The sequence below is a fragment of the Alistipes sp. ZOR0009 genome, assembly GCF_000798815.1.
Classification (GTDB): domain Bacteria; phylum Bacteroidota; class Bacteroidia; order Bacteroidales; family ZOR0009; genus Acetobacteroides.
Genome location: NZ_JTLD01000062.1, coordinates 20,703 through 34,176, shown reverse-complemented (window position 1 = coordinate 34,176; position 13,474 = coordinate 20,703). Strand labels below are relative to the sequence as shown.

Genomic DNA, 13,474 nt, shown 5'->3' with positions numbered 1-13,474 from the left:
TTAGCGCGACATATCGCGCGATATAGGTAGGTAGATGCATCTGACACCACTACTTATGCACCTGTGTGGTAGTATTACTGCATCTGTATAGGTGGTTCGCTGCTTACCAAAGTGCGAGAGATGTATCTGAGTGGTAGTATTGATGCATGTGAGCTATACTACTTATGCATTTGAATAGGTGGATTAGTGGGGTATTTAATGGTTGCTTTGTAGTCGATGCCTAGGCTATCTCTTTTATACTATCAAAAAAAATGATTGTTACGGCATTGTGGATTCTGCTCTGCGCAAAGTAATGGGAGGGGTAACTTCTCGATTTGAGAAAACACCGTAGCTGCTGGATATCTTTGCGGTATTGCGATTTACGTTTTTTTGCGTACTGCCCAACTCCCTTTACCACCGTGGCTACCCTGTTTGGTTGGTATCCCACGCTGAAGTTTTTGATGCAGGGGTATATATAGTGATTGATTTGGAGCGTATGGGCAGCTATTTATCTTGTTTTCGTCTTTCAATTTGCTAATTTTGATACCTGATAGACACAAAGAAAAGCATACCTAAATGGCTAAGAAAAAAGAAAACGCTGTTGAAGAACCACTTGAGAAGCAGCTATGGAAAGCAGCCGATAAGCTCCGCAAGAATATAGACGCCGCCGAATATAAGCACGTTGTCCTTGGACTGATCTTTTTGAAGTACATCTCCGATGCCTTTGAGGAGCTGTACAATAAACTGAAGGCCGAAGAGCAGATGGGTGCCGACCCCGAGGATAAGGACGAGTACAGCGCCGAGAACGTGTTCTTTGTGCCGCAGGATGCCCGCTGGTACTACCTGCAGTCGAAGGCCAAGCAGCCTGAGATTGGAAAGTTTATTGACGAGGCGATGGATGCCATCGAAAAGGAGAACCCCTCGCTTAAAGGGGTGCTACCTAAGGTGTACGCCCGCCAGAACCTCGACCCAACCAGCCTTGGCGAGCTGATAGACCTAGTAGGTAACATAGCCCTAGGCGACACCAAGGCACGCAGTGCCGATGTGCTGGGTCACGTGTTTGAGTACTTCCTTGGCGAGTTTGCCCTTGCCGAGGGCAAGAAGGGCGGACAGTTCTACACGCCACGTAGCGTTGTGGAGCTGCTGGTGGAGATGTTGGAACCCTACAACGGCCGCGTATTCGACCCCTGCTGTGGTAGCGGGGGGATGTTCGTTCAGTCGGAGAAGTTTGTTACCGAGCACCAAGGTAGGATTAACGACATATCCGTTTACGGGCAGGAGAGCAACCAAACCACCTGGCGGCTGTGCAAGATGAACCTTGCCATACGCGGTATCGACAGCTCGCAGGTGAAGTGGAACAACGAGGGGTCGTTCCTAAACGATGCCCACAAGGACGTAAAGGCCGACTACATTATAGCCAACCCTCCCTTTAACGTGAGCGACTGGGGCGGCGACCTGATGCGCAACGATGGACGCTGGCAGTACGGCGTACCACCCGTAGGTAACGCCAACTTTGCGTGGATTCAGCACTTCATGTACCACCTATCACCCAACGGACAGGCTGGTTTTGTACTGGCTAAAGGTTCGCTAACAAGCAAAACATCGGGCGAAGGTGATATCAGAAAAGCATTGGTTGAAAATAATTTGATTGATTGCATTGTAAACCTGCCTGCAAAGCTTTTCCTGAATACACAAATACCCGCTTCGCTTTGGTTTATGAGCCGTAACCGTAAAAACGGTAAATTCAGAGACCGTAGCAACGAAATTTTGTTTATTGATGCCCGAAACTTGGGGCATTTAATAAATCGTAGAACTAGGGAGCTATCGGCAGAAGATATACAAACAATTGCCGAAACCTACCACAGCTGGCGAAACCCCAATGGTAAATATGAAGATGTTGCCGGTTTTTGTGCTGCTACACCAATAAGTAAAGTTGCCGAGCTCGACTACGTGCTTACACCTGGTCGCTACGTGGGCTTGCCCGACGAGGAGGATGACTTTAACTTCGCCGAGCGCTTCTCCGCCCTAAAGGCTGAGTTAGAGGAGCAGCTTAGGGAGGAAGCAAGGCTTAATGGGGTGATTGCGGAGAATCTTTCGAAAATAGCGCTTAACGAGTCGTTGTAAATATTTGAGAAATAATCAATGGATCTGAACTTTGATGTTAATTGGGTATTACAACCTGTTCAGATTATATAAACGATTGTGAGGTATGAGTGAGTGGAAAGAATATATACTTGGAGATATATTTAAAGTTAAGCACGGTTTTGCATTTAAAGGTACATATATCACAACAGTGCAAAACAATAAAATTCTTGTAACACCTGGAAATTTTCATATTGGGGGTGGATTTAAATCAGATAAGTTTAAATACTTAAACAGTGATGAGTTCCCCAAAGAATATATATTATCACCTGGTGATATAGTTGTGACAATGACTGATTTGAGCAAAGATTCGGACACATTAGGTTATTCTGCTAAAATACCCTATACAAATAATGTGCATTACTTACATAATCAACGAATTGGATTGTTGAAATTTAAAAACAATAATTTTGAACCTGATTTTATTTATTGGTATCTGAGAACAAAAGAATATCAAGCCTATATTGTTGGTTCTGCAAGTGGAACTTCTATAATGCATACTTCTCCATCTAGAATTGAAGAATTTGTGGGATTACTCCCTTCTAGTATTGACGAGCAACGCGCCATAGCCAGCATCCTCTCGAGTCTCGACGATAAGATAGTCCTGCTAAACCGCCAAAACGCCACCCTCGAAAAGATGGCCGAAACCCTCTTTAGGCAGTGGTTTGTGGAGGAGGCTAAGGAGGAGTGGGAGGAAACGACATTGTATGAAAGCATAAAACTAATAGGAGGTGGTACTCCAAAGACTTCTAACGATAATTACTGGAATGGCAAAATAAAATGGCTTTCATGTGGTGATATTGCAACTAATCATAAAACAATTATAACAACTTCTGAAAAAACAATTTCAGAAGAAGGAATAGCCAATAGTTCGGCTAAGCTTTTACCAAAATTTGCGACAATAATATCAGCAAGAGGAACGGTAGGTAAATACTGTATCTTATCTGAGCGGATGGCATTCAGTCAATCAAACTATGGTATTTTGCCTAAGTATGATAATTGCTTCTTCTTTACATACCTACTAATTGCATTCTCAGTCGACGAATTGCAATCTGCAGCGTATGGGAGTGTTTTCGATACAATAACTACAAACACTTTTAAGGGAATTACTTTAAAAATGCCAAGTATTAATGAGGTTATACAATTTGAAAAAGTGGTGTATCCTTATTTTATGAAAATATTAAATAACCAATCCCAAATCCGCACCCTAACAGCGCTGCGCGACACGCTGCTGCCTAAGCTGATGAGCGGCGAGGTACGGGTAGGCGTATAGAATAAACGGCAACACCGGCAACATGAGCTACAACCCCAACATACACCATCGGCATAGCATCCGCCTAAAAGGGTACGACTATGCGCAGGGCGGATTGTATTTTATTAGCATCTGCGTGCAGGGGCGCGATTGCCTGCTGGGCAACGTGGCCAACGGGGTTCTGGTGCCCAACGATGCGGGGCGTATGGTGGCGGGTTGGTACGATGAATTGGAAAACAAATTTCCATCCATCCGATGCCACGCCATGGTGGTAATGCCCAACCATTTTCATTGTATTTTGGAAATTGTTGATGGAATGGGGTTGGATGAATATGATAACGATGATTATACGATAAAGGGCGCCCACGTAGGGGCGCCCCCACACGAACAACCCGGAAACGATGATGATATATCGGGAATGGGTGCCAATGTTGATGGAACGGCGTTGGATGAATGTGATAACGATGATTGTACGATAAAGGGCGTTCACGTAGGGGCGCCCCCACACGAACAACCCAGAAACGATGATGATATATCGGGAATGGGGGCCAATGTTGACCAAACGGCGTTGGATGAATGTGATAACGATGATGATATGATAAAGGGCGCCCACGTAGGGGCGCCCCCACGTGGGCGCCCGATTGGTTGCGACGGGCGCCCCGAAACCGACGATATATCGGGCACCGACGTTGATGAAACGTTTAGGGGCACCCACGTAGGGGTGCCCCTACCGACGGTGGTGGGATGGTTTAAAACGATGACCACAAATGCGTATATTCGTGGGGTGAAAAACGATGGTTGGAAACCATTTTACGGTAAATTGTGGCAACGGAACTACTACGAACATATTATTCGAAACGAAAAATCATACCATAACATATCGGAATATATTGTCAACAACCCCTCGAAATGGGATGCTGATAAATTGAATCCGCTGAATTAAATGCAATCGCTATGACCCGAATTACGGAACAAAGCATTGAAGAGTTTGCCATTGAGCAGCTGGAAAAGTTGGGCTACGAGTACGTTTACGCGCCCAACATCGCCCCCGATGGCGAAACGCCCGAGCGTAAATCGTACGAGCAGGTGCTGCTGCTTACACGTCTACAGCAGGCTGTAAGGCGTATCAACCCCACCATCCCGGCCGATGCACAGGCCGATGCCATTAAGGAGATTCAGCGCATTGCATCGCCCGAACTGCTGGCCAACAACGAGACGTTTCATCGCCTGCTAACCGAGGGCGTACCCGTTACCAAGCGCATGGATGGCGACGATCGTGGCGATAGGGTTTGGCTTATCGACTTTAAAAATCCGTATAACAACGAGTTTGTGGTGGCCAACCAATTTACGGTTATAGAGAACCGGAACAACAAGCGGCCAGATGTCATCCTTTTTGTTAACGGCATTCCGTTGGTTGTTATCGAGCTGAAGAATGCTGCCGACGAAAACGCTACCATTCATTCGGCCTTTAAGCAGCTGGAGACCTATAAGATGGTGATACCATCGCTCTTTACCTACAACGGTTTGGTGATAATCTCCGATGGGCTGGAGGCCAAGGCTGGCTCCATTTCGTCGGGTTACAGCCGCATGATGGCGTGGAAGTCGGCCGATGGTAAGGCGGAGGCGTCGCACCTAGTCAGCCAGCTCGAAACGCTTATAAACGGGATGCTCAACAAGGAGACGCTGCTCGACCTGATACGGCATTTTACAGTATTTGAAAAGACCAAGCGAGAAGACCCCGAAACGGGTATAGTTACCATAACTACCATAAAGAAGCTGGCGGCCTACCACCAGTACTACGCGGTGAACCGTGCGGTGGAGTCGACCCTACGGGCATCGAGATATATCGCCGAGCAGCTAATGCCCATTGATATGGTGCTGGAATCGCCCGAGAGCTACGGCGTAAAGGGCGTGAAGAGCCAGCCCGTTGGCGACCGTAAGGGTGGGGTGGTGTGGCACACCCAGGGCAGCGGTAAGTCGCTGTCTATGGTGTTCTACACAGGAAAGATAGTGCTGGCCATGCATAACCCTACCATTGTGGTTATTACCGATCGTAACGATTTAGACGACCAGCTATTTGATACCTTTGCCGCCTCGAAGCAGCTGCTGCGACAGGAGCCAGTGCAGGCCATAGACCGCAACCACCTAAAGGAGCTGCTAAAGGTAGGTTCGGGTGGTGTGGTATTTACCACCATACAGAAGTTTCAGCCCGAGGAGGGCAACGTGTACGAGATGCTCTCGGACCGCGAAAACATTGTGGTGATAGCCGATGAGGCGCACCGCACCCAGTACGGCTTTAAGGCAAAGACCATCGACATCACGAACAAGGAGGGTACTGTAGTAGGCCAAAAAGTAGCTTACGGCTTTGCCAAGTACATGCGCGATGCCATGCCCAACGCTACCTACCTCGGCTTTACGGGTACCCCAATAGAGAATATCGACGTAAATACCCCTGCGGTATTTGGCAGCTATGTAGACATCTACGATATAGCCCAAGCGGTGGAGGATGGGGCAACCGTTCGCATCTTCTACGAAAGCCGTTTGGCAAAGGTAAACCTCAGCGATGAGGGCAAGGCGTTGGTGGAGGAGCTGGATGATGAGCTCGACCAGGAAGACCTTACCAATACCCAAAAGGCAAAGGCCAAATGGACACAGCTGGAGGCGTTGGTGGGAAGCGAAAACCGAATCAACCAAATTGCAAAGGATATTATTGAGCACTTTGAGCAGCGGCAGGAAGTGTTTGAGGGGAAGGCAATGGTGGTTACCATGAGCCGGCGTATAGCAGCCGAGCTCTACGATGCCATCATTAAGCTTAAACCCGAATGGCACTCCGACGAACTGGGCAGGGGAGCCATTAAGGTGGTAATGACCTCGTCTTCGTCCGATGGGCCAAAGATTGCCCAGCACCATACCACCAAGGAGCAGCGCCGAACGTTGGGCGAGCGCATGAAAAATCCTGCCGACGAGTTGAAGCTGGTAATTGTGCGCGATATGTGGCTAACGGGATTTGATGCGCCCAGCATGCACACCCTATACATCGACAAGCCCATGAAGGGGCATAACCTGATGCAGGCCATCGCCCGGGTAAACCGCGTATATAAGGATAAACCCGGTGGGCTGATAGTGGATTATCTGGGTATCGCCTCCGACCTAAAAAAGGCTCTGTCCTTTTACTCCGATGCCGGAGGTAAGGGCGACCCAACCATAGTGCAGGAGCAGGCTGTAGAGCTGATGCTCGAAAAGATGGAGGTGGTGTCGAATATGTATCATGGCTTTGAGTACGAAGAATACTTTGATGGCGACACATCAAAGAAGCTATCGATGATACTTGCCGCCGAAGAGCATATCTTGGGTCTAGAGGATGGTAAGAAGCGCTACATAAACGAGGTTACTGCACTCTCTAAGGCGTTTGCTATTGCCATACCCCACGACCAAGCGATGGATGCTAAGGACGAGATTTCGTTCTTCCAAGCGGTAAAGGCACGTTTGGCCAAGTTTGATGGAACAGGCTCGGGCAAAACCGACGAGGAGATAGAAACCACCATACGTCAGGTAATAGACAAGGCGCTGGTATCTGATAGGGTTATAGATATTTTTGATGCAGCAGGCATAAAGAAGCCAGATATTTCGATCCTATCGGAGGAGTTTATGCTGGAACTGAAAAATATGGAGCATAAGAATCTTGCGCTTGAGGTGCTAAAGAAGCTGCTTAACGATGAGATTAAGTCGAGAGCCAAAACCAACCTTGTTAAGAGCAAGTCGTTGATGGAAATGCTAGAAGCCTCCATACGCAAGTATCACAATAAGATACTAACAGCCGCCGAAGTAATTGAGGAGCTTATCCATTTAAGCAAGCATATTGTTAAGATGGATAGCGAGGCTAAGTCGATGGGACTTACTGATTACGAGTATGCCTTTTATACGGCGGTTGCCAACAATGACAGCGCTCGTGAGCTGATGCAGCAGGATAAGCTACGTGAGCTGGCGGTGGTGCTAACGGAAGCCATAAGGAAGAACGCCTCTATAGACTGGACAATCAAGGAGAGCGTAAAGGCTAAGCTAAAGGTTGCCGTTAAACGTATTCTTAGGCAGTTTGGCTATCCACCAGATATGCAGATGCTGGCTACCGAGACCGTACTGAAGCAGGCAGAGATGATTGCCAGCGAGCTGGTTGATGTAAGAAGCTAACGATTTGAAAAGGTTTCTTGCTTAGATGAAATGGGCGAAATGACTCTCTGTTTTTTGAAAATCAATGTTTAATTAAAGAGTGGATGTCATTTTGTTCTGATTAAATTAGGCATCTATCTATTTAAAATATAAAAATGAAAAGATACTATAGAGTAATGCTAGGGGCCAAAAGCGTACACGCAGAGGAGTGTAAAAGTGGTTCTTTTATTGGGGCCGACTTTAGCATTACCGAAGACCTCACTATGTCGCTACATGAAAACTGGAAGGATTTTAACCGACAGTTTATACCAATATGGATGGCCGGACATCCCGAGAAGGGAAAGGTTTCCGCTGGTCTTTCGTGTGGTGCATTATGGACTATAGCAAAGGGTATTACTAAAGGCGATATTGTGCTTTGTCCGAATGGCGAAGGCTCCTATATGGTTGGCGAGGTTACGTCGAACTATGTTTATAATCCGGAGGGAGTGCTGCCGCATCGTCGTTCGGTAAATTGGCATCAAAACACCATAAGTCGCTCGGACATGAGCGATGCGCTTCGCAACTCAGCAGGTTCTATTGGTACGGTAAGCGATATTAGTAAGTATGCTGCCGAGATAGAGAGTTTAATAGGCAATATACAGATATCAACCATAATTTCTACTGACGAAACGGTAGAAGATCCCGCCACTTTTGCGCTAGAAAAGTACCTTGAGGAATTCTTGGTAAGTAATTGGAAGCACACCCTACTTGGCAAAGAGTACGATATTTTTGAGGAGGATGGGGAACTCGTGGGGCAACAATACCCTAGCGACACAGGTCCAATAGATATACTAGCGGTAAGTAAGGATAAGTCTACCCTGTTGGTTGTCGAGTTAAAGAAGGGACGCGCAAGCGACAATGTGGTAGGGCAGATTCAGCGGTATATGGGCTACGTAAAGGAGGAGCTGGCAGAGCCATCGCAGCAGGTAAAGGGTATAATAATAGCCCTAGAAGATGACCAGCGAATTAAGCGAGCGCTTGCAGTTGCCAATAACATCGAGTTTTATAGATACGAGATTAGCTTTAGGCTGCATAAGAACTAGAATCTTGCAATAAGAATTGGTCCAATTAAAATATTAGATTAAAAATAACCTGTTGAAATTGAATGGCTGAGTTTTTAACGACAAATGGTACTTCCTATCGAATTGAAACGATAATAATGGAAGCCAAAAATACGCTGACACTTGTTTCTCCATACTTACAGCTCTCAAAAACGTTCTACGAGAGGATTAAGGATGCCTCCAACCGGAAGGTGAAAATTAGAATTATATATGGCAAGGACGATTTGAAGCCGAACGAAAAAAATTCGCTAGCGGAATTGGTTAACGTAGAGCTCTACTTCTTTGAGAATCTTCATGCAAAGTGTTACTTCAACGATGAGGATATGGTAATAACCTCGATGAACATGTACGAGTTCTCTGAGAAAAACAACCGCGAAATGGGAGTCTATATAAGCAAGACTGCCGACCCTACACTATACAAAAAGGCAAGCGACGAAGCCCAGTCAATGATTCAGTCGTCGGAGATAATACAGCTGGCAAAAACCAAACGAGAGTTTTATAAGGATAGGAATCCACAAGTAGAAAATAGCAATGTAGGTAAGTATAGCAAAAAACCTGACAGAGGTTACTGTATAAGGTGTAAGACTAGAATACCTTACGATATTGATAGACCCTACTGTTGGAACTGCTACAATGTATGGGCTCAGTTTGGTAATCCATTTTATGAGGAGAATGCTTGTCATGCTTGCGGAGAGTACGAAATGGCAACAATGGATAAGCCCTTGTGTGTTGATTGTTTTAGAAAATATGAGAAATAGTACCGTGTTCGTCTGAGGTAATCCTCAGACGAATTTATTTAGGATAGGTCACTTATTTCTGATAGTTGGATGAATTTTTTATTTGTGTTAGCTGTTATTTTGGTAGATGTAGTGTTTTTATTGTGTAAATTATTTTAATTTTATATGCATAATGTTTATATGTTATGGAAGATCACTCATTCTTTTTAGAAATTATCAAGTTGACAATTCCGTTTGTTTTTTCGCTTGTTCTTATATTGGTGTCATATAGGTATAACAAATACATAGAGTATAAATCAAAAAAATCGCATTTAATCAAGGGGATTACCAATGACTTTAAGGACTGTATTAATATTTGTACTGTACTGAATACCCAATTGGACTATTTGAAACAGGGTGAAGTTAAATATTATAATATCGATTTTCCGATATCCTTGTCGGACTGTGCAAAGCGAATGGCTGAATTGGATTGTAGTGGTTCTGCAAAATATTCTACCTATTTAGCATTTACCGAAATTGTAAGAAATGACCATAAGAATCTAATTTCACTGCTAAATATGGCTGCTAATTCATCTCCAAAGATTAATAATATTTTATATGGAGCTATAGCATCTCAATTCAAAGCATTAAAGAAAGATATTGTTTTAAAGGCAGAAAGTGAACTAGAGATTTTGAAGCATTTAAATAAAAAAGATAATTCTTTTGATTTTAAAGCTTATAACACTATAATTGAAAGTGCGAGATTGTTAATTTGAATTTATAGTTATGTCGAAAATTCCCAAACGAATAAGTGTGCAACCTACTACTGTAGAGTTTGTAAAGCCAGACGGAGGTCCGGGTTGGAATAAAAAGACCTTATTAAAGCAATACAAGGAAAATCGTTATGATATTATAAAGAAAATGAAAAGGAAAGAAATGCTTACCAAAACTTTATCAAAGAATACGGGGCATGATACTATTAATTCTTATCCAGGTGGCGGATTAGGGAATATTTTGAATAAATAGTACCTAAGATAAGTAAAAGACTAAGAGTTTATTATTCGCTATAGCCAGATTTTATGATTATGCATAATAAAATCTTACTGTCGTAAAAGAAATTCATCTCCGCTAGTAACCTCCTATAAGGATATTCAGGTGGAGGTTCCTATCTAAGCAAGACTGGATCGGTAGTTGGATCTGAGGTTGTAACCGTTTACGAGTACCTTGAGCCAAACTTCAGTAAAACGTTAGAGGTAAAGGTGCCCGCCTACGAGGATGCTGTCGACATTTCGTTAAGGGTTATAGATGCTATTGCTCTATAAGGGAGCATCTGTAATGCGGTAGCCATCGATTTAATTTTTTATCAAGTAGGGGTAGGGGTGATTTTGCTGGCTGTTTTATAAGGCAGCAAGCGGAATAAGCTCTACGATAGCATTAATCCAAAACTAATTATAATAAATATACTATGAGAAAGCTGATTGTAGTGGCATTGGGGATGCTGCTAAGTGCCAACCTATTTGGGCAGGATGGCGATAGGGTTAAGGCTCTGATTGCCGAAGGAACGCAGCTGCACGATGCTGGTAGGTACGACGAGGCCGTTGACAAGTATAAGGCTGCGTTGGCCATCGATGGTAGCTCGTGGGAAGCCTGCTATGAGATTTCGTTTACCTATATGGTAACGGGTAAGTATGCCGAAGCCATAGAGTATAGTAAAAAGGTTGTCGATATGGATAAGGATGGCCTACAGGGTGCCTACATTGTATTGGGCAGCTGTCTCGATTTAACCGGTAAGTCCGATCAGGCTGTAAAGGTTTACGAGAAGGGGTTAAAGAAGTTTCCTCGAAGCAGCCTGTTGAGCTACAACCTCGGGCTTACCCTCTACAACCAAAAGGAGTACGATAGGGCAGAAGCGCCTATAGTACAGGCAATATCTAACAACCCCAAGCATGGGAGCAGCCATTTGGTGCTATCGGCGGTAATGCAGGCTAAAGGACAGCGGGTAAAATCGATCTTGCCGCTTTACTACTTCCTGATGCTAGAGCCAAATAGTAAGCGATCTCCCTCTCGCTATGCTACGCTGATGGCGCAGCTCGGGCAGGGTGTTACCCAGAAGGATGAGAAGAATATAGATGTGAGGATCCCCTTTAATTCGTCGAAGAGCGATGCGTTTAGTCCTGCCGAAATGATGGTAAGCCTACAGGCAGCGTCGAGGTATATGGATGAAAATAAGGGTAAGAGCGAGGCGGAGCTATTTGTGGAGACAACCAGGTCGTTGTTTAGCGTGCTTGGCGAGCTGAAGAAAGATAATAGCGACTTTTGGTGGGATCTGTACGTAACCCAACTTTACGATTTGGTAAAGACAGGGAATGTGGAGGCTTTTTGCTACTACATCTCGCAATCGGATAAGACCAAGGGTAGCGAGAAGTGGATTTTTGAGAATCCGGGTAAGATGCAGGCGCTGACGAGCTGGATGGAGAAAAGGTAGCATTTTGTTGTAGTTCCGCGTTGTCGCTCTAAACAGGGAAGGAAGAATAACCTCATAAAACCTGACCATGGCAAAAGATAGGAAAGCAAAAGCCAAAAAGGCTCGTCAAAAGGAACAAAGGGCTGCCGAGCTGCGAAAGGCTCACGAGAAGCTAGAGTTGGATTACTACCGCAACCTCTTTGCCCTGCTTGATAAGCTGGGGGTGAAGGAGCACCTTCGTCTATTCGATCGCATCGATATGTTTTGCTCCTTCAGAGCTCGTACTTCAGGGTTGTTATTCGAGCAGGTTGGCCCACAAAAGCCGGTAATCGAGGTAGAGCAGTTTGCGAAGAGGCTTATTAAGGCGTATCTGAGTAGAAAAACCTACACCTACACCAATGGAGCGGTAATAACGGGCCATGAGGTTTTGTTCAATCTCGAATCGTTTAGGTTTCTAATTGGCTTTAAGGTCAAGAGCCAGATGTCTCATTACGAGGAGATCGAGAAAAACTTATGGGGGGTGAAGGAGTTTCTGGATGCGTGTCTGATGGATCTTCAGGAAGGGATAAAAGACTGGTTAAGAGTTTTATGCTGTGTTGTTGCGGTTCCCTATAAGGAGAATGTTCTATTTAGAGTAGAGCATGAGATAGCGAGCGATAAGGCGATGGATTCGTTGGATCAATCGTACACCTGCAAGCTGAAGATCTTTTATGAGGTAGCGCCAGTAGAGCAAAAGATGGTTGTTGTAGATGGGCTTTCCCGTCCATGCTACCGCTTTCAGATTGGCGATGTTGGCTCCAAGGCATGTAGCCTTACCATACAACGCGAGCACTTTGGCTTCAAGGGGACGCCCGTTGATGTTTACCTGCAGAGCCATGCCATAGAGCGGTTGGCCGAGCGCTTAGATTCACTACTAGTAGGTGTGGCTTTTGGGTTATGCATTAAAAGTATAAGCGCAAACCCGAAGGTGCACGATGTGGGAGGTGGGCGCTACCTGTTGGAGGTTAATCTTTTAGAGGGCAAGATAGGATACTTTGCTGCCTACCTTGTTGATGGTATCCTGCTGGTAAAAACATTCCTATTTGTAACCAACAGCTCGACACCCGAAGGCGCGAGGCTGGATAAGATCAGCGGCCTGTCGAAGGTTGACAAGGAGTATTTGAAAATAGACAAGCTAAGTACCTTCCTAACGATAAATGCAGCAGATGCTCCTAAGCTTAAGGGCTTTCTCGATAGTGCAGGATTGGGCTACCTGCTAAAGCTGCAGGGCAGCAGCCTCGCTTTTTGGGCTGCGATGACTCCAAATAAAAGTCCAGCTGGTAGTGCCAGCGTCATAAGCAGCTACCTTAAGGATTGGGATTTAGATATGCGATGTGAGATGGGAGATTTGAGATATGATTCAACACAGAGACGCGGAGACACAGAGGGCACAGGGAATTAGATTTGAGATGTGGGATAACCACTATTCTTTGACTTCGTCTAACTCTTTTTACTTCCCAGCCTTCATGTAACTTCCGGATAACTTCCGTGCATTTCCGTTTACCTCCGTCTAACTCCCGTCTATTTCCGTCTAACTTCTTGGAGATACCTTCTGTTTAACTTCCTACAACACCAAGCTTTGACTTTTCTTTACTACCTTTGAGTTTTAATTTGA

General features: G+C 45.1%; 10 protein-coding genes. All 10 read left to right on the top strand.

Annotated features, from left to right (window positions below):
• Nucleotides 1-555: 555 nt before the first annotated feature.
• The 10 genes from L990_RS15490 (at nucleotide 556) to L990_RS15440 (ending at nucleotide 13,261) form a co-directional block, all read left to right on the top strand.
• Nucleotides 556-2,103, top strand: coding sequence for a type I restriction-modification system subunit M (locus L990_RS15490; RefSeq protein ID WP_047451242.1), 1,548 nt, complete (start codon nucleotides 556-558; stop codon nucleotides 2,101-2,103).
• Nucleotides 2,104-2,188: 85 nt separating this feature from the next.
• Entirely contained in the window at nucleotides 2,189-3,394 is a 1,206-nt protein-coding gene (locus L990_RS15485; protein WP_047451240.1) for a restriction endonuclease subunit S, read from the top strand.
• Between the two features lie 22 nt (nucleotides 3,395-3,416).
• Nucleotides 3,417-4,316: a transposase gene (locus tag L990_RS19430; protein WP_081981754.1), complete on the top strand. Its 900-nt coding sequence runs from the start codon at nucleotides 3,417-3,419 to the stop codon at nucleotides 4,314-4,316.
• An 11-nt stretch (nucleotides 4,317-4,327) separates the two neighbouring features.
• Complete coding sequence (locus L990_RS15470) at nucleotides 4,328-7,561, top strand: type I restriction endonuclease subunit R (protein WP_047451238.1); 3,234 nt, start codon at nucleotides 4,328-4,330, stop codon at nucleotides 7,559-7,561.
• A 134-nt stretch (nucleotides 7,562-7,695) separates the two neighbouring features.
• A complete protein-coding gene (locus L990_RS15465; RefSeq protein ID WP_047451236.1) occupies nucleotides 7,696-8,622 on the top strand; it encodes an endonuclease NucS domain-containing protein in 927 nt (308 codons plus the stop codon).
• A 62-nt stretch (nucleotides 8,623-8,684) separates the two neighbouring features.
• Nucleotides 8,685-9,398, top strand: coding sequence for a phospholipase D family protein (locus L990_RS15460; protein WP_047451235.1), 714 nt, complete (start codon nucleotides 8,685-8,687; stop codon nucleotides 9,396-9,398).
• A gap of 164 nt (nucleotides 9,399-9,562) precedes the next feature.
• Nucleotides 9,563-10,132 (top strand): hypothetical protein, encoded by a 570-nt coding sequence (locus L990_RS15455; RefSeq protein WP_047451232.1) that lies wholly within the window; start codon nucleotides 9,563-9,565, stop codon nucleotides 10,130-10,132.
• A gap of 10 nt (nucleotides 10,133-10,142) precedes the next feature.
• The gene (locus L990_RS15450) at nucleotides 10,143-10,382 is read left to right on the top strand and encodes a hypothetical protein (RefSeq protein WP_047451230.1); all 240 of its coding nucleotides are present in this window, start codon (nucleotides 10,143-10,145) and stop codon (nucleotides 10,380-10,382) included.
• A gap of 439 nt (nucleotides 10,383-10,821) precedes the next feature.
• The gene (locus tag L990_RS15445; protein WP_047451227.1) at nucleotides 10,822-11,841 is read left to right on the top strand and encodes a tetratricopeptide repeat protein; all 1,020 of its coding nucleotides are present in this window, start codon (nucleotides 10,822-10,824) and stop codon (nucleotides 11,839-11,841) included.
• Nucleotides 11,842-11,908: 67 nt separating this feature from the next.
• On the top strand, nucleotides 11,909-13,261 hold the full coding sequence (locus L990_RS15440) for a hypothetical protein (protein WP_047451225.1): 1,353 nt from the start codon (nucleotides 11,909-11,911) through the stop codon (nucleotides 13,259-13,261).
• The last annotated feature ends 213 nt before the right edge of the window (nucleotides 13,262-13,474 follow it).